Source organism: Acinetobacter lwoffii, assembly GCF_022809915.1.
GTDB classification, from domain to species: domain Bacteria; phylum Pseudomonadota; class Gammaproteobacteria; order Pseudomonadales; family Moraxellaceae; genus Acinetobacter; species Acinetobacter lwoffii_M.
This window is the reverse complement of the sequence record NZ_JALGQY010000045.1, coordinates 1-17,232: the sequence shown is the minus strand read 5'-3', so window position 1 is coordinate 17,232 and position 17,232 is coordinate 1. Positions and strand designations below refer to the sequence as shown.

The window sequence follows — 17,232 nt, the reverse complement described above, 5'->3', positions numbered from 1 at the left end:
TTCATGCAGAATCTCCTGCTCGTATCTTAAGAGAAAATTCTACTTTTAGATCCTTTTATTTTTAGGGGGGATTACCGCAGCTATTATGCTTTCATCACTACACTTATGAGTCGGATATTTTTATTCAGGTAGAATGTTGCAAGTGTGGTAAGCATAGAGATGATTACACAAATTAAATAAAGTAAATTTAAAAGAGGTAAGCCTGTTCATGAATTTGATCAGGCTTTTTTAATTTATAGAGAAAAGTATGCTCCAATTTATATTCTGCTTATTTGGCCTGCATGGTGTGACTGAAATTAATTGTGATGACCAGAAAGAGTGTCGGGATTGTTTGAAAGAAGTTGAATAACAACCACTCAAGCAAAGAGCTGTTTCATAAAGCTGTAATATTTAAGCAATATAGTTGCTCTGCAAAAGAAGAAAGACGTTGTGACGCAAGTCAAGCCCGTTTAATTGGAGAGAGTTAAACGGGTTTTTTAGTGAAATATATTGCTATTTTCCTTTTGTCGAACGTATTACGACTCAAACCCCGTCATTAATTTGTCGGGGTTTTTCTTTTCTTATTGGTGGTACCCATGACAGACAAAGTACAAGCTAAACAAGACTTAGAATTTTGCAGTACTGAGCTGTCTAAGTATCAGAATCTCAGTCGGGCCGGATTAACGCGAAATGAGCTGCTGGCAATTGACGGCATCATGATTAAGCTGAAAGAGCGGATTAAGAATTTACGTGTAGCACTGTATGCGTGATTCAAAGCGATTGGCGGCAATCAGAAAGCTGCCGTGCATTCGGTGCGGTAATCCCAATAGCCAGGCTGCTCATTCAAATAGTGCCAAGCATGGTAAGGGTAGATCGATTAAAGCCAGTGACGAGTTCACCGTGCCACTATGCCATTCCTGTCATTTCCAGTTCGATACATTCCAGCTTGGCAATCGGGCAGAGAGTGAAGCCATGTTTGAGAAGTGGCTGGTGAGAGTGAATCAGATGTTGGTGATGGAAGATAAAGAGGTGTTTTGATTAAGTCGGAACACGCCAGGCTCGACCAATGCAAATTATGATCAATGAAATGCATAGATAAAGAGGAAACTCGCCTGATGTAGAGTCGGCCTGATCAAGTCTGTAGTAATAGATAATGAATCCTAAAAATAAGATGCCAATGAGATAAAGCATTATGGTTTCTTGATTTTGTAATTTTGCATCATGATAAGTTTTAAGGAGAGGAAATGCAAAAAGCCGTGTTTCCTATCCAAAGTCATGCCGACATCACCAAAGCCATTAACTACATGCATACCAATTACACCCAGGCGATTAATGAGGGTAAGCCTTTAAGGGTGGTGATTGATCAGAAACAGGATGATAGATCAACTGCGCAGAATCGTTTGTACTGGATGTGGTTGGGTCAAATCGAAAAGAAGAATGGCACCCATAAAGACCAGCTGCATTACGAATTTAAGAAGCGCTTTCTGATTTATATCTACCGTCGTGATGATCAGGAGTTTGCTGAGACCTGTAATGCGATTGCAATGCTCAAGCAGAATGAATGTGAAGAATACCGGGTGATTGCAGAGCAGGTGATAAGACTTTGCAGTACTACAAAATTAAGCGTTAAGCAGATGACCGAGTATTTGAATTACGTGCATGACTTTACTGTGACTCAGTTGGGTGTGTATTTAACTGTGCCGGATGATTTGAAGTGGTGTTGTGTAGAATAGATATTTCAAATTTCAAAAAGCCCATCAGGTAGATAGGCTTTTCTTACTAATCAAAAGATTGAGCGATGATTTACTTTTTATCTGTATTTTCTTTTTGATCATCTTGCTCTTTAGTGGAGGTTGTATCATTTTGATTGGGTTTATCTTGTGTAGGCTTCTGTGTATGGTTTTCTGATTTAGGCTTGTTTTCAGTAGCATTATTTGAAAATTGATTGAAAGAAGCTTTTTGAGCGGTATTTGTATTAACTAACATAGTTTTCTCAATTTTTGTTGCCGAAGATTCGACCTATTCAGAGTGACATACTAGTAGCACTTACAATGGGATGATTTGGAGGGGTAAGTGTAGATATATGTAGGATTTAAATGTTTATATCTTATTTATATTTCAAAGGTTTTTATAATAAACCGGTCGCCAGATTGATCTGTATCACTATTTAAATAGTCAAGGTATTTAATTTATATCTTCTCGATACATTGCTGATACAAGGGGTGTATATGGACGAAAAAGAATATTTCTGGAAAACCAAGAAGCGTCCAATCAAAACCAAACCCCGCAATAAGCCACTACCGAAAGCCAAAGAAAAATACTTAGAAGCAGAAGAAACCCTATTTCAAGAATTAGAAGAACATGCCATTGGTTATCGTCGAAAGTTTCAATTTGAATCAACCAAAAATTGGCGGTTTGATTTTTATATTGTGAAGCTGAACCTTCTTATAGAAATTGTGGGCAGTCCATGGGCGGTTGGTCGTGGTGGGAAAAAGATAGCGAATTCATTTAATAAGTATGATCTTGCTGAAGATCAAGGTTATACATTTGTGCGCCTTGAACCTCATCAGATTGAATCGGGTTATGCAATTAACTGGATTCGAAGTCAGTTAGAGAGATTAGAAGATGGAACAGTTCAGACCATTCCCGCCGACGGAGCTGATTGATCAGGCTGAGGAAGAAGAAGCCATTCGTTTGGCACCGGCACCAGAGCTTAAAGAATGGGTCATTACAAATTGGCTTACTTTAGGTGGTGAATTGCATAACCCGGATCATGATCATATTGCTGAATTACTGCATGACAATGAAGAGTTCCTTGTATTCGCCTGGGCTTCATCTGCCGCCGTAGCGAAAAAACGTATGGTGTTAGGCCAATGTGAAAAGGTCATGTTTAACTTAGGTGGCTGGAAGAAAGCACGACAGGAACAGCAGATGCGGGACTGGTTTGGCTTTGTGCCTCAATACCTGATTACGGTTGATGCTGCATTCTGTGAACAAGCTTCAGATCGTGACTTCTGCCGCTTGATTGAACATGAGCTGTATCACATAGGAGTAGAGCGTGATGAAGATGGTGAAATCATTTATAGCGATATGACCGGACTGCCTAAGCATTATTTGGCTGGCCATGACGTTGAAGTGTTCTTTGGTGAAACGAAACGATGGGGTGCAGACGAGTCTGTAAAACGACTTCTAGAAATTGCCAAGAATGCGCCGTTTGTATCTGAAACGAATATTGCAGCATGTTGTGGGAACTGTGTGATTGGATAAATTTTTTATCCGTCTTCTTTGACGTACTTTGACGGATAGAGGGAAATGGCTACTTTAAATAAAAAGCAAAAACTCTTTATTGTTCGCTCACTTGCACAATTTAATACACCGCAAGAAACTGTAGTGCTCGTCAAAGAAGAATTTAATATTGATGTGAGTCGTCAGCAGTGTGAAGCTTACGACCCCACTAAACGTGTTGGTAAAGATTTAAGTGATGAACTAAAGACAGAATTTGAAGCAACCCGAAAGGATTTTTTGGAAAAACCCCAAAACATTCCAATAGCAAATTTGACTGTTCGACTTCAGCGTTTAGAAAATCAATATCAAAAGCATGGCAAGAATCGAGTAGCTGCATTAAGTATCTTGAAGCAGGCTGCCGAAGATATGGGTGGTAAATATACCAATCGTCAAGAAATTACCGGTAAGGATGGCGAAGCATTACAAACAACAGTTGTGCATGCCACTCAAGACCAAGTTGATGCTGCTGTAAAGAAGGCCCAAGAGGAATATTAAATGGATCTGCAAACACAGGTTGAAAAGAAGCTGTGTGAAGATGAGCATTTATATTTCACCCGGCGTTTCTTCAAGCCTCGTATGGGCTTTAAATTTACAGTGAACTGGCACCACGTTTATATCTCTTGGATTATCGATCAAGTCATTGCAGGTGAGATTGCAAACGTTGTTATCAATGTTCCACCAGGAGCAGGCAAAACCGAACTAACAACTAACCTGATCCCGCGCGGCTTAGCTCTAAATGCCCGGTCACGGTTTCTGTATTTATCTTTCTCTCAGTCACTGGTAGAAGGCGTATCGGATACGGCGCGTGACATTGTGAAGTCGAAAGACTATCGCCAGATGTGGGATCTAACTGTCTCAAACAGCACTGACTCCAAGAAAGAGTGGAAAATTACGGTTGAAGATTACGATGTGGGTCACGTATATGTGGCCTCCATGGGTGGTCAGGTAACAGGACGACGAGCAGGGACATTGGCAGATGATGGCTTTACTGGCTGTATCATCATTGATGACCCGTTAAAGCCTGAAGATGCTTTCAGTAAGATCAAGCGAGATGCTGCAAATCGTAAGCTACTCAATACGGTGAACTCACGTAAAGCTAAGTCTGATACGCCCATCATCATGATCATGCAGCGCCTGCATACCGAGGATCCGACTAACTTTGTCATGACTGGAAATCTACCTGGTGAATGGAGCCAAGTATCTATTCCGGCACTGATTGATGATAAGTACATTGCAGCCTTGCCAGACCACATACAAAAGTTGGTACCGCGAGATGCTGAGCGTGATGAGCAAGGTCGCCAAAGCTACTGGCCCAAGAAAGAATCACTTCAATCTCTACTACAGCTCGAAAAGGGTGGTAAGGACAAAGAAGGTGCCACGGTATCACGCTATACATTCTCAAGTCAGTACATGCAGCAGCCTAAAAAGCTGGGTGGTGATTTGATTAAGTCTGAATGGTTTGGATTCTATAAAGATATTCCAGAGCTTCAGTGGCGTGCTGTCTTAGTCGATACCGCTCAAAAGACCAAAGAGCACAATGACTATTCCGTATTCCTGCTGGTGGGTATGGGGATTGACGGCAAGCTGTACTTGCTGGATCTCTTGCGCGGTAAATGGGAAGCACCAGAACTAAACCGTCAGGCTAAGGCATTTCTGGATAAGCACAAAGAATACACCTGGCATACCAAGCCTATCCGCTACATGAAAGTAGAAGACAAGGCATCTGGTACCCAGTTGATCCAAACACTAGGAACTTACTCCGGTGTTGCTGTGATTCCCGTCCAGCGTAATACAGACAAGCTATCCCGGTTTATGGATGTACAGGTTCATCTTGAAGCGAACTATAAGGATAAGCCTGAAGATCGTTTTGTGATGGTACCTAAAGATGCTCACTGGGTAGGCGAGTTCTTTGAAGAGTGTGAAGCGTTTAATGCGGCATTCACCCATGATCATGATGACCAAGTGGATACGCTCATTGATGCAATTGAAGATGCAGTAATTGCGATTAATTACAGCCCACCAGCGGCTTAAGGTTTTATTTATGGCTAAGAAAAGTAAAAAGTCTGAAAATAGCAAGCCCGAATCTGGTGCACTCTATTCTCATGAGGCAGAGCAGGCCTTAATCAGTTATCTGACCAAGATGCCAGACGGCGATGAAGTGCTGCGAAAAGCTGGCGTTACCCGCCCACGTTTAAAAGTCATGATGTATGACGATGAGATTTATCAGGCCATTGAAAAACGCCAGGATAAACTTGAGAGTGCATCATGGCGTGTAGAGCCGATGGATCGACCAGAGTCAAAAATCATTATGGAGCATTTGCGGGAGTGGTGGTCTGAGATTCTACTGGGTGCGCAGAATGCTCGCTGGTACGGATATTCTGTATTAGAGGCAATCTATACCAAGCCTGAGGAACCGAGCCTACATATTGACGGCGATACTATTACGCCGTTTATTGGTTTTAAGTGGATTGGTGAAAAGCCAATGCAATGGTATGAGCCTAAGAATGATGGTCGTCTGATGTTGCTGGCCAACTACAATACAACTCGGCAGGATCAGGAAGTTGATCAGCGCTTCAAACACTTTTTGACACGTTGTAAATCTACTTATGAGAATCCATTAGGTGAGGCTCTTTTAAGTCGACTGTACTGGGTCTGGTTCTTCAAGACGTCTGGCTTTAAGTTTTGGGCCAAGTTTGTTGAAAGGTTTGGCTTACCAATGCTGGTTGGAAAAACTGCTGGCAAGACGACAGATATGCGTGATGCACTACTTAGAGCACATGCCAGTTCGGTTATTGCCTTAAGTGGCACAGATTCGGTTGAAATCCAAACGGCAAATACTAATGGTAATGCATCCCAGACATTTGAAGTCTTTGATAAGAACCTTGAGCGCCGTATTCAAAAGGTGATTCTTGGTCAGACTTTGACGAGCGGTACCGATGGCTCTGGATCTCGTGCGTTAGGGGATGTTCATCTTGAGGTTCAAAACTCAAAGTACAAAGCCGATGTACGAATGATCATGCCAACGATTCAGGCCATTATTAACGCACTATGTGATATCAATGGCTGGGAACGTCACCGGGTCATCATTGGTGAAGAGAAGTCACTGGAAGAGCCTAAAGCGGATCGTGATGTGAAGTTAAAGAATGCTGGTGCAGTCTTAACGCCACAATACTTCAAGCGTGAATACGGTTTAGAGGATGGTGATGTAATTGAGCAGGTTCCTACCAGCTTCAATCAATTCACAGCATTACCGCGCCAGGCATTCAACTTCAAGGCAACAGCAAGCAAACTTTCACCTGAGCAGCAGGAAGTTGAAGAGCTGACTGATGGCCAGGATGAATTGCAGCTACTTAAGCCGGACCAGGTCAAGGAATTGGTATTCAAGTCCGATAGTCCTGAAAGTCTGGCTTATAACCTGATGCAGTTAATACCTGGTGCAACTCAAACACAGTTCACGGCCAATCTAGATCAGGCTTTGTATGCTGCAGATGTGTTGGGATATGTGACGGCAAGTGATGGTAAGTAAGTTACTTTTCAATTTTTAACCTTTAGAATCATTACCACTTACTAGAATTAAGATCATTAGGGGTGGTAATGATAGATTTTATGAAATTAATTGAAATTTTTATAAATCGGAAAGATAAATACAAGAAAGCTGAGGAACGTTCAAAGCGTAGAGAGATGTATTTTGATGAGATTACATCTATTGAAAATAATCACAATTTAGATGCAAATCAGAAAAGAGCTCTGAAAAATTCAGCTGCTCAGAAGCTTACTGGTAGTGGATTAGCTACTTATGAGTTCTTAGACTATTACTATCGACATCCTGACTTTATTAATTTTGAAATCCTATCTCCTATGGTGGCATTCTGGGATCAAACGTTGATTAAAACCTATGATAATGAAAAGAGAATTATCAAATTGGAATTTAATGAAAGTGCATATTGGAAAGAATTATTTTTCGCGTTCCTTTCATGTATATTTCTTTTGACAGGATTAATTTTTTTCGCAAAACAAGGTAATGCAATTATTAATTTTATTTCCTCCAATTATTATATAAATACCAATATTATAGGTGTTGCTTATCTAATATTTATATTGGGACTTATAGGAATAACCTTGTTTTTCGGATTTCTATTTCTCACATTGCTTGATTTAAAAAGATTAGTTAAATGAGTACATTTAAATTTCTCAGCAGCCAATAGGCTGCTTTTTTAATGAGTATTAGTGATGCAACCAGTCACGTTTCTTGAGGCGCTTCAGTACGCTCATAGCAAAAAGATTGTGCTCTCAGATGAGTTCTACTCAATGGACCTTAAGACCCGGCAGATGGCAACCACGGTTAGTTTTCTATCGAGTCTTGAGCAGATTGAGACAGTCATCAAAGCGGTGAATAAATCGATTGCCGACGGCGGTACCTTTAAGGACTTCCAGAAATTACTTGAAGAATCTGAAATCATTCTGCCAAAGCACTACCTGGATAATGTATTTCGTACCAATATTCAAAGTGCTTATGGTCATGGCCGGTGGCAACAACAGCAACGAAATAAAGCTAAACGTCCTTATTTGATGTATTCGGCTATCAATGATAGCCGGGTGCGTCCGAGTCACTTAGCTTTAAACCGGATTGTACTACCGATTGATCATCCGTTTTGGCTAACACATTACCCGCCGTTGGGCTTTCGTTGCCGGTGTACCGTGATCGCCTTAACCGAGAAACAGGCATTGAAATACGGCATCACACCAGATGACAAGCTGCCAGAAGTGGCTGAAGCCTTGGATTGGAGTTCTCATCCATTGCAGTTTGGCGAACTTGAATCACTGGTGGATAAAAAGATTAGTACCTCATCCTTGGATAAAGAATATCTCCTCGAGCAGAAAGAGGTCATCAAAGCTGAATGGACGGCGAGTAAAAAGCTCACAAGTCTATTTGCTCCGATGGATGACAAGACTCGGGACTTATTCGATACGGTGGCCAATACGGTAATTCCACTTGATCCAAGTATTCGACCAAGTGCGATTCGTACCTTTCTGGATTATGTGCAAGGAAATGATGCTGCAATAAGTAGCTACTTAAACTCCGCTACAAGCTCACTGGCTGATGATGTCCTTAAACGCTGGCTTAGTACCGATATGGCAGCAATTCAGGCTGTGGCAAGTAATACGGCTTCAACCGTAGTGGGTGCTGCGACACTTAATCAAGTAGCGGCTTATCAGGTGGGGCAGACAGTTCAATTGAATGCGCCGTTGCTGATGGCTGATACAGCTTCAGATATCGTGATTAAGATTGAAAATGCCAAAGGGCTAGGTATTGATCTGGACATGCTGAATGCTGGTAACGGTGTACTGATTCCGATGGGATTCTCTTTTGAAGTGGTTTCGATTGAGGCGATTGAAGGGCAGATGGTTTATACACTCAAGCCCTTATTGAACTAATTTTAAAATGAATATGACCGCCTTCTGGGCGGTTTTTTATGGAGCACGAAAAATGCCAGATCCAAACGAAGAGCGGCTGAAGTATTTATTTAATGCCTCTGCGATTGAGGTACCCAAAGCCGAGGAAGGGCAGAAACGGAAATTTAAAGGCACTGCTTATGCCGGTGGCCGAGTAGATGGTCACTGGTACTGGGGGCGCTCTGGCGTGGTCTTTGATCTTGACGGGATCGAGATTGATAAGCCGACAGCTTTACTAGAAGAACACTTTGGTTCAAGTCGAATTGGTGTTGTTCAAACAGTAGATACCAACGGAAAGATTGATGTATCTGGTGATTTCCTTACGAATGCTAAGGCGCAGGAAATTGTTCAGGATTCTGATGATGGTTTTCCATTTCAAATGTCGATGATGATTGATCCGGGATCTATTGAGGAAGTGTCTCAAGGCAAGACAGTCACTGTGAATGGTCAATCCTTTGAAGGCCCGATCACAATCTTCCGTCAAAACCGTATTCGTGAATTTACGATCTGCTCGACCGGTGCTGATCGCAACACATCAATCAAAGCCTTCTCGGGCAAAGCAAACCCAAACCCAACCAAAGAGGACACAGACGTGACCGAATTAGAAAAAGCACAACAGGCCAAAGAGCAGGCAGAACGTGAGCGTGATGATGCCTTGGCTGAACTTAAGCAGTTCAAAGCACAGAAACGTGCTGATGAAATTACAGCTTTAGAAACTGAGCTGAAAACACAGTTTAGTGCTGAAGATAAAACGGCTTATACCAATATGGATGATTCAGTTTTTACCTTCACGGCTAAGCAACTTCGTCAGTTCTCGGCAGGTAGTCAACAGCAGCCAGCTGCACCACATCCACAACAAACACCAAGTATGAATCCAGCATTTGCTCACCTGTTTAGCCACCAAGCTAATCCGGGGCAAGGTGGCCAGTCGAATAATACCGACACTCACAAATTCACTTCTGGTGCACAAGCATTTGCAGAACAAAAGGGGAAATAATTCATGGCTATTCACTATGTACCGCCTATTTCGGTCACTTCAAAACGGCTGATCCTGGACAATGAAAAATTACGTCGTGCCAATGCCAAGGTGCCAACCGCCACAGCATTTAAATACGGTGATCTATTAACGCTGTCAGATACCAATGTGCTGGCTCATGCCACTGATGAAAAAACATGGGATGTAATCTGCGGTCAGGATGTGTCGGCTGCAGAAGCCACAATCAAGGCCGCTGATGGAATCGAAATTCCAGTGTATTACGGCGGAGTGTTCAGTATTGAAGCTGTATCTGTAAATGGAACCTTGCTTACAACTGCTCAATATGACGCAGCGCGTGCACAGGCAACTAAAAACAAAATCGAACTTTCTAAGGTGTAATTAACATGCCACAGTCTTTTAATCTTGAGGGCACTCCGCTCGAACTTCTTGATGTGGGTGAACTCGCACTGATTCACTCGAATTACCGTCCGATGGATACCTGGCTTTTAGACAAGCTTTTCCCAAATCGCCCGTTATTCACCCGTGATGATGTACCTTTGGCTGAAGTATCTGCCGAACATGATCTGGCACCACTGGTATCTCCGCAACAGCCTGGTAAGCCATTTGATACCACCCAATCTGGTGAAGTACGCCATGTTAAACCGGCTTACTACAAGCCAAAAAACCAAGTCACTCCGGCTGAAACTTTTGAAATTGCCTTGCTGGAACGTTTACGTACCGCAGGCATCATCTCAACTGGTAACCAGCGATTGTCTGAGCAAGAGCAAATGATCATTGCCCAGATCTCGGTAATGAAGCGTAACCATGATGCAATTGATAACTCTGTCATGATGATGGCGATTGATCTGCTGAAAAATGGTAAATACGCGCTTCACTCAGATGATTATGAATACAACCTGGTGGATTACCGTCGTGATGCATCTTTGACATTTACGCCGTTAACCAAGTGGAATGAAGCAGGTGCCAAGCCGGTAACGGATATCCGCACCATGCTTGAACGTCAATTGGCAGCTGATGGTGGCGAAGCTAAGCTGTCTGTTATGTCTGGTTTGGTTTGGGCAGCCCTCTGGAACAATGAAGAGTTTAAGAAAGAGTTCATCACGCCGTATGCCGGTATTTCTGTTCCAGTGAATCCAAGCTTTGGTGTCAAAGAGTCAGCGACCTTCAAAGGTACTTTTGATGGAATCGAATTCTGGGTATATGACGCAACCTACCGCAACAAGGGCAAGGTGAATCGTTTTATTCCTAAGGATTACTTCTCTTTGATCTCTGATACCAATGGTTCAGTTGCTCACTGTAAGATTAAAAACATGCTGGCCAACGGCGTTGCTCAGCAATACTTTGATCGTCAGTGGTACTGCGAAGATCCAAGCGGAATCATGCTGATGACTGAATCTGCTCCACTGGTTGTGCCGTCTAACAAGAATGGTGTCGTCGGTGGTACTGGCTTTATCACCCTATAAGGAGCAAGACATGCCAAAGTACACAGCAAAACAATCCATCGGGCATTTTATGCCAGGTGATGAAATCAAAGGGCTTGAAGCTAAACAACTTCAGGCCCTTTTAGCATCTGGGGCTATTGAAGAATATCAAGAGCTTGAAGAACCTAAGGCAGACAATACCGCTGTTCGTCTGGCTGAACTGGAAAAGGCCAATGCCGAGCTGACAACAGCAAATGCAGCCTTAACCGAAGCCAGCCAGACGGCTGCAGCTGACAAGGCTAAAGCAGATCAGGAAATTGCCGAGCTAAAAGCTAAAGTGGCTGAACTGGAAAAGGTTAAACCTGCTGCAAAACCTAAAGCAGATGCCAAGCCTGCGGATGAAACCAAGTAGGTGATCTATGTATGCGACTAAAGCTGATTTAGTCGCTCGATTTGGTGAAAATGTACTTAACCTTGCACTCATGTTTCCTGCTGATGCTCCAGATCCATTAGAGACAGCATTGCAAGATGCTTGTGAGGAAGTGGACGGATATCTAGCAGTGCGCTACCCATTACCCTTGCCAAATGTGCCTAACAATTTAAAGCGAATAGTGTGTGAAATTGCTCGCTATAAACTTTATTTCGAGGAAGCACCTGAAGCTACCGAAGTCCGTTACAGGATGGCGATAGATTTCTTAAAGGGTGTACGGGATGGCAAAAACTCACTGGCAATTTTAGATACCAGTAACCAAATTAGCGACGACCAACCCAAAGGGCGACCTTCGACGGCACCAGTCGGCACTTCATATACCGGTGGTGTATTTGGAGATTCTATCCTGGATCAAATGCCCAGCATGAAGTGAGGTGTTTATGGCTTTTGCAATAATCATTCAAGCTGATAGCTCACCTATCGAAGCGGTGCTTAAACAATTGGGTAGCTTTGACTCATTAAAGGCTCAGTTATTTGATGAGATCGGTGCTGGGTTGGTGAATAGTATTCAGCATCGGTTTTTAACCGGTACTGGTGTGGATGGTAACCCGTGGAAGATTTCATGGAGAGCCAAGCTGCAAGGTGGCGAAACGCTACGTGATACTGGCCGCCTAATGAATTCCTACACACACAATGTTCTTTCAAGCGGTGTGGAGGTGGGTACAGATGTTGCGTATGCATCCCATCTGCATTATGGCGCAACAATCCTACCCAAGAATGGCCAATACATCACCTTTGCAGTGGGTGGCCAATATCGGAAAGTTAAGCAATCCATTATTCCACCTCGGACTCAACTCGGTCTTGATGCGGAAGATGAAGTCATGGTTTTGGATATTGTTGGGAGTTTTATAGATGAGCACCTTCTTCGCGGTACGTGATGAGATTGCAGAAAAGCTGAAAGAAATTCCTGAATTTCTAAAGATCTATACGCCGTTGAATTCAGTCAGCGTAACAGAGATGTCACAAGTCACGCCATCTGCACATGTCAATTTTGTTCGTATCGACAAGAAAGCCAGTGCGGGTCGTGGAAGTATCAATCAGATCGGTCAGCAATGGGCGGTTACGGTTGCATGCCGCAATGCTCAATCTCAGATGACTGATGGACGTGCTGTAAGTGATGAAGCCGGGCTTTTGACTGAAAAAGTTATTCAACTTCTGTCAGGCTGGCAGCCTCAAGCATCGCGTACTGCACTAGATTTCATATCAGTTCGAGATGGGTATAGTCCAGGCTTTGCATACATCACCATAATTTTTGAATCACAAAAATTCATTTAGGAGCCAATCATGGCGAAACAATACAAGGCAACTCAGCCTGTCGGTCGCTTCAAAAAGGGCGATGTAGTCGGTGGGCTAAGTGATGCTCAGATTAAAAAATTAGCTGCAGATGGCATCATTCAGGAAGTACCTGAAGTAAAAACTGCTGCTCCAGCCAAGAAAACCACAGGGGATGAAAAATAATGGCTAAACCAGATTTAATCTCACTTCAAGGTGAGTTTTTCGCAGCTTTAATCACAAATGATGTTGCAGGCCCATATTTAACAATGGGCAATACCCCTAGTATGCAAATTGCAATTTCTTCTGAAACTACGGATCATTACACTGCAAAGGATGGCACCCGAGCAAAGGATGCTATTTTGCGTAAAGCGACAGGTGTTACGTTGAGTGGAACACTGGAAGAAGTGAAAAAGCAAAATAAGGATATTATTTTTAGCGGAGAAACACTTACTACTACGGTTACTCCAATTGCTAGTCAGTCACTTGGTACAGTGCGTGCAGGCGAAATGATCAATTTAGGTCATCGAAACTTAAGTGAAGTCACCTTTAAATCTGGTAGTACTAAGATTGAAGCTTCTACGTACACACTTGACTCAGTATTTGGGACGGTTGAATTCAATGAAGCACCTGCTGAACCTGTTTCATGGTCAGGAAGTGCTGGTATCGTAGAGCGCACAGCTTTAGCCACTCATATGGGCCGAGAATATGCGCTGCTATTTAAAGGCGTTGATACATATTCGGGCGACAAGCTTTCCGTTGAATTATGGCGAGTACAGTTTTCGCCAGAAACAGAGTTTGATTTGATTAATGAAGACTTTGCTTCATTTGATGTAGAAGGTGAATGCCTAGCAGACTCTTCAAAAGCAAGTGATCCTCAAGCTGGACCGTTTGGCTGTATTGATCGTTTTAAAGTTTCATCTTAAATAAAGCTAAACCCAAGCAGGCACAAAGAAATCCACGGCGCATTAGCGTCTTTTTTTGTGCCTGCCTTATAGTAATAAGTCTTAAAACATTTAAGATGAAACTTAATAAATAGTAAAAAATAAAGATTATGTAATCTTTTGTTATTCTAATTTTCATCTGATGGGGATATAAAAGATATTCTGTTCACGTTAAGAATAAAACTGCTATGACTAAAATAGAAATATTTGTCTCCATCCTAGCCGTAATAATTATTTCTACTATTATTTATCTTGTATGTCAGTAAGTTAGGAAGCTAAGAACCGCCTTTGGGGCGGTTTTTTGATAAGTGGAGGTTTCACCTGGCTATATAAGTTGAATTTTAAAAATACTTAAAATGGTTAAACATAACTTTACAAATCCACTCTCCCTAGATGTTAGATAAGATTGAAAATTAATGTAAAGTGTCGCCCTTAATACATGGGGATATTATGAAAAATTTAAGCTTATTCTTTTTTATTATGATTTTAGCGGGTTGCGGACACAGAGAATCTAACGGTCAGCATCTTGATTTAGAAACAAGCAAAAAGGAACAGCTTGAATTTGCAAAAGAAGCTACAAAAGAATTCATTCCCAATCCTGATTCAGCTAAGTTCCGCAATCAAATAGGAGAGTGTGGAGAGGTAAGCTATAAAGAAGCAGACGGTAAAGATATTGGTTTTCAACGTTTCATTGTGCTTCAGAAAAATATAGTGCTTGTAGAAAATCAGACGGATCAAAAGCAATTTGAGTTGTCATGGAAGAGTGCTTGTACGCCAAGCTGGAATAAATAATTATAAGGCCCTCATTTGAGGGCCTTACTTTATTCATCAGATGATTCGGGTGTGTTTGCTTGCTTCCTTGCATGCTCTAAAGCAACCTGTTGTGCTTCAGCTGCAGCAGTAGCCTCAATTGGTGGTTCTGATGCGATAGCTGCGGTGCCAGTGAATCCGAATAAAACCAAGATTAGAATTTTCGAATACTTTTTCAATTGAATTTCCTCTACGTTCCTAAGACTTAATTTCAGTGTAGAGGGCGAATTTAGCCCTGCCTGTATCAGCTATGTCGGGAAATGTAAGATACTCAAGACTAGAGTTATGACAATCAAGGTTTACGTAAGAATGCTTTTCGGATGAAACTTTTTGTTGAGTTGCTTAACGAAATGTTTGAATGCTTCAGTAGGTAGCTACACTCTAAAGAAACTTCCCTAACTTCTAAATCTTTGTAACATCCAATAATTTTTTTGTAATCTTTATGTTATAAATTGTTTGCTTTGCTTATCATATGAATAATGAAAAGTGGAGCACCGAAAATGCTAACAAAAACAGAAATCATTGTTGTCATTCTAATGGTAGTAGCCTTAATTTTCATCGTGTATGAGATGGGACAAGGTGGTAGTTGGACTTTATAGAATTCAGCCTTTATCAAAGTTAAAAGAAAAGCACCTTCGGGTGCTTTTTTAATGTCTAAAATTTATCTCAGAGACCCATCATGAATAATTTTTTCCTAGCAACAAATCGAAGCATCAAAATCAATGACATTGAAGTGCGTCAGATCCAGATGAAAGACTTTGACACCTGGGCAATGCATGCTGAAGTGTTGAAAAACTTCATCAAAGATCAAAATCATTCAGATGAAATTTTGACAGGGCTATTCAAGGCTCACGGTGTGCAAGTCATTTCGACCATGGCATGCATTACTGATCTGAACAATGAATCACTGGTAGAACTTGCCGCTGATGAGCAAGGATTTAAAGAGCTACTTAAGGCAGTACTTCTGGTCAATCAGACTTATTTCAAATATGAAAAGCCAAGACGTGGCATTAAAAAGAAAGATGACTCCACCTGGTTTGATTCATTCCAGTTCCTAGTTTCCATGGGCCATCAGCATAGTGAAATCATGGAAATGACCTACGGCGCATTCCAGAACTACGTCACAGCAGCAAACAAGCTATATAAACAGGGAATCTTTAATAACGCCGTTGCAGCGCGTGTGGCACAATCTGATAAGAAAGGCTTTGAGTCATTTAAGAAAGAGATGGTTTCTGATTGATCAAGTAGCACCCCAAAGTTATGATGTGAAAATAACTATTTAGGGGGTTAGTGTGAAAAAATTATTATTAATTACGATTCTTATGCTTAGTACCACAGCCTTTGCTGTAGAGGTGAACGCTGTACGTGGTAGTACCAGTTATGTGAAGCCCGGCTCTTCACTGGGGCAAATGTTTGATGTATTGGGTGAGCCAGAATCCTCTTATAAACATATTATTCATGATCGTAAAGGATGGCCACATAAAGCTACTTCATATCGCTACACAGTAAATGGTCAGAACTATACGATTACAGTTGTAGACGGCCAGATCTATAAGATTGAATGGGAGCGGTAATAGTGGGTATCAAATACTGTAAATCTTGTAAAAAACCAATGAGGCCTGCGGATTCTCACTGCAGAACGTGTGGGACACAATATAAAAACAATCCATTAATTTTAGTGGTGGTGGTATTGATTATAGGTGGCTTTGGATATTTTTTATGGAATACATTTGCAGACAAAAATAGTAATAATGAGAAAGTGGAAGCAAAGACTATAGCCAATCCTGTTAAAGATGACAAACCCAAAGAAACCAAATGGCAGTTAGAGCGTGAGATTGATAAAATGACAGATAAAGAAGGTCTTTATTTGTCCAACAAAGCAATTAATGCTGAAACTGGTTTGCAAACCAATGCCGGCTTAACAATAGGTTGTTCATATTATGGTGGATTGAATGCTGTTTTTGTGGCAGATACGCCTATCAAAATTCGAGATTTCACAAAAGATGGCGCTACAGGTAATTATGAGATTAGATTTGATAACCAACCAATGTCAGAAGGCACCTCAAGCCTATCTTCATTAAATAAGGTTATTGTTTTAAGCGAAAGCCATCGAATGCAAATAGAAAATAGCTCAAGAATCTTAATCCGCATAACTACGGCACTTGATGGTTATAAGACATATGAAATGGATTCAAAGAATGGCGGTGAGCAATTTGCGAAAATTAAAGAATTTTGCTTAGAACGAGCCAAAGAAAATAAATCAATTTAATTAGGGTGTGTTGACACTTTTAGCTTAAAAAAATAGCGAAGTAGTAAAATCAAATCGCCAAACCCAATTTTACTATTCGCTATGCCTCGTACCATGCTGACAGATCAACACTGGCAAAAGTTGAAAGTTATTCTGCGTAATTTATCCATTCACCACAACTCAAATTTACGCAATTTTATTGAAGCTATTCTCTATAGAATTAGAACAGGCTGTCCGTGGCGAGATATTCCTTGTTGTTTTGGTCATTCAAACTCTATTTTCAAACGTTTTAATCGTTGGTCAAGCAGCGGTAAGTTACTTAGATTATTCAA

26 protein-coding genes are annotated in these 17,232 nt (G+C 41.5%); 24 read left to right on the top strand and 2 right to left on the bottom strand.

The features are described 5' to 3' along the window. Positions 1-575 precede the first annotated feature (575 nt). The 3 genes from MTX11_RS15440 (at position 576) to MTX11_RS15430 (ending at position 1,712) form a co-directional block, all read left to right on the top strand. Positions 576-749, top strand: a complete 174-nt coding sequence (locus MTX11_RS15440; protein ID WP_243475515.1) for a hypothetical protein — start codon at positions 576-578, stop codon at positions 747-749. Continuing rightward, a complete protein-coding gene (locus MTX11_RS15435) occupies positions 742-1,017 on the top strand; it encodes a DUF968 domain-containing protein (RefSeq protein ID WP_243475514.1) in 276 nt (91 codons plus the stop codon). The genes MTX11_RS15440 and MTX11_RS15435 overlap by 8 nt, the downstream gene beginning before the upstream one ends. Before the next feature lie 206 nt (positions 1,018-1,223). Then, a complete protein-coding gene (locus tag MTX11_RS15430; protein WP_243475513.1) occupies positions 1,224-1,712 on the top strand; it encodes a recombination protein NinB in 489 nt (162 codons plus the stop codon). 70 nt (positions 1,713-1,782) lie between these two features. Here MTX11_RS15430 and MTX11_RS15425 read toward each other — a convergent pair whose 3' ends face one another. Continuing rightward, positions 1,783-1,965 (bottom strand): hypothetical protein, encoded by a 183-nt coding sequence (locus tag MTX11_RS15425; protein ID WP_004646436.1) that lies wholly within the window; start codon positions 1,963-1,965, stop codon positions 1,783-1,785. A 242-nt stretch (positions 1,966-2,207) separates the two neighbouring features. Here MTX11_RS15425 and MTX11_RS15420 point away from each other — a divergent pair, with 242 nt between their 5' ends. The 17 genes from MTX11_RS15420 (at position 2,208) to MTX11_RS15340 (ending at position 14,634) form a co-directional block, all read left to right on the top strand. Further along, positions 2,208-2,645: a hypothetical protein gene (locus MTX11_RS15420; RefSeq protein ID WP_004646437.1), complete on the top strand. Its 438-nt coding sequence runs from the start codon at positions 2,208-2,210 to the stop codon at positions 2,643-2,645. Continuing rightward, complete coding sequence (locus MTX11_RS15415) at positions 2,605-3,246, top strand: putative metallopeptidase (RefSeq protein WP_243475512.1); 642 nt, start codon at positions 2,605-2,607, stop codon at positions 3,244-3,246. The genes MTX11_RS15420 and MTX11_RS15415 overlap by 41 nt, the downstream gene beginning before the upstream one ends. A gap of 45 nt (positions 3,247-3,291) precedes the next feature. Next, positions 3,292-3,759 (top strand): DUF2280 domain-containing protein, encoded by a 468-nt coding sequence (locus MTX11_RS15410; RefSeq protein WP_243475511.1) that lies wholly within the window; start codon positions 3,292-3,294, stop codon positions 3,757-3,759. Continuing rightward, positions 3,760-5,295, top strand: a complete 1,536-nt coding sequence (terL, locus tag MTX11_RS15405; protein ID WP_243475510.1) for a phage terminase large subunit — start codon at positions 3,760-3,762, stop codon at positions 5,293-5,295. Between the two features lie 10 nt (positions 5,296-5,305). Next, positions 5,306-6,790 (top strand): phage portal protein family protein, encoded by a 1,485-nt coding sequence (locus MTX11_RS15400; RefSeq protein WP_243475509.1) that lies wholly within the window; start codon positions 5,306-5,308, stop codon positions 6,788-6,790. 80 nt (positions 6,791-6,870) lie between these two features. After that, a complete protein-coding gene (locus MTX11_RS15395; RefSeq protein WP_243475508.1) occupies positions 6,871-7,440 on the top strand; it encodes a hypothetical protein in 570 nt (189 codons plus the stop codon). Positions 7,441-7,494: 54 nt separating this feature from the next. Next, the gene (locus MTX11_RS15390; RefSeq protein WP_243475507.1) at positions 7,495-8,700 is read left to right on the top strand and encodes a phage head morphogenesis protein; all 1,206 of its coding nucleotides are present in this window, start codon (positions 7,495-7,497) and stop codon (positions 8,698-8,700) included. 52 nt (positions 8,701-8,752) lie between these two features. Continuing rightward, the gene (locus tag MTX11_RS15385) at positions 8,753-9,715 is read left to right on the top strand and encodes a hypothetical protein (RefSeq protein WP_243475506.1); all 963 of its coding nucleotides are present in this window, start codon (positions 8,753-8,755) and stop codon (positions 9,713-9,715) included. 3 nt (positions 9,716-9,718) lie between these two features. Next, entirely contained in the window at positions 9,719-10,093 is a 375-nt protein-coding gene (locus tag MTX11_RS15380; protein ID WP_005262221.1) for a hypothetical protein, read from the top strand. Positions 10,094-10,098: 5 nt separating this feature from the next. Further along, positions 10,099-11,178, top strand: a complete 1,080-nt coding sequence (locus tag MTX11_RS15375; RefSeq protein WP_243475505.1) for a major capsid protein — start codon at positions 10,099-10,101, stop codon at positions 11,176-11,178. A gap of 10 nt (positions 11,179-11,188) precedes the next feature. Next, entirely contained in the window at positions 11,189-11,548 is a 360-nt protein-coding gene (locus MTX11_RS15370) for a hypothetical protein (protein WP_004893872.1), read from the top strand. Between the two features lie 7 nt (positions 11,549-11,555). Then, positions 11,556-11,999 (top strand): gp436 family protein, encoded by a 444-nt coding sequence (locus MTX11_RS15365; protein ID WP_004893875.1) that lies wholly within the window; start codon positions 11,556-11,558, stop codon positions 11,997-11,999. 7 nt (positions 12,000-12,006) lie between these two features. Next, positions 12,007-12,504, top strand: coding sequence for a phage virion morphogenesis protein (locus MTX11_RS15360; protein WP_243475504.1), 498 nt, complete (start codon positions 12,007-12,009; stop codon positions 12,502-12,504). Then, on the top strand, positions 12,479-12,901 hold the full coding sequence (locus MTX11_RS15355; protein ID WP_004646451.1) for a phage tail terminator protein: 423 nt from the start codon (positions 12,479-12,481) through the stop codon (positions 12,899-12,901). The genes MTX11_RS15360 and MTX11_RS15355 overlap by 26 nt, the downstream gene beginning before the upstream one ends. A 9-nt stretch (positions 12,902-12,910) precedes the next feature. Next, on the top strand, positions 12,911-13,084 hold the full coding sequence (locus MTX11_RS15350; RefSeq protein WP_004646453.1) for a hypothetical protein: 174 nt from the start codon (positions 12,911-12,913) through the stop codon (positions 13,082-13,084). Further along, positions 13,084-13,824 (top strand): phage tail tube protein, encoded by a 741-nt coding sequence (locus tag MTX11_RS15345; RefSeq protein WP_243475503.1) that lies wholly within the window; start codon positions 13,084-13,086, stop codon positions 13,822-13,824. Before MTX11_RS15350 ends, MTX11_RS15345 begins: the two co-directional genes overlap by 1 nt. Before the next feature lie 468 nt (positions 13,825-14,292). Continuing rightward, positions 14,293-14,634: a hypothetical protein gene (locus MTX11_RS15340; RefSeq protein WP_243475502.1), complete on the top strand. Its 342-nt coding sequence runs from the start codon at positions 14,293-14,295 to the stop codon at positions 14,632-14,634. 29 nt (positions 14,635-14,663) lie between these two features. On the opposite strand, the gene MTX11_RS15335 is transcribed toward MTX11_RS15340, so the two are convergent. Beyond that, on the bottom strand, positions 14,664-14,831 hold the full coding sequence (locus MTX11_RS15335; RefSeq protein WP_243475501.1) for a hypothetical protein: 168 nt from the start codon (positions 14,829-14,831) through the stop codon (positions 14,664-14,666). A 500-nt stretch (positions 14,832-15,331) separates the two neighbouring features. Here MTX11_RS15335 and MTX11_RS15330 point away from each other — a divergent pair, with 500 nt between their 5' ends. The 4 genes from MTX11_RS15330 to MTX11_RS15315 form a co-directional block, all read left to right on the top strand. Then, on the top strand, positions 15,332-15,892 hold the full coding sequence (locus MTX11_RS15330) for a hypothetical protein (RefSeq protein ID WP_243475500.1): 561 nt from the start codon (positions 15,332-15,334) through the stop codon (positions 15,890-15,892). Positions 15,893-15,974: 82 nt separating this feature from the next. Beyond that, the gene (locus MTX11_RS15325; protein ID WP_243475499.1) at positions 15,975-16,226 is read left to right on the top strand and encodes a hypothetical protein; all 252 of its coding nucleotides are present in this window, start codon (positions 15,975-15,977) and stop codon (positions 16,224-16,226) included. A 2-nt stretch (positions 16,227-16,228) separates the two neighbouring features. Continuing rightward, on the top strand, positions 16,229-16,921 hold the full coding sequence (locus MTX11_RS15320) for a hypothetical protein (RefSeq protein ID WP_243475498.1): 693 nt from the start codon (positions 16,229-16,231) through the stop codon (positions 16,919-16,921). An 81-nt stretch (positions 16,922-17,002) separates the two neighbouring features. Beyond that, on the top strand, positions 17,003-17,232 hold a 230-nt coding region (locus MTX11_RS15315), incomplete at its 3' end, for a transposase (protein ID WP_243474662.1).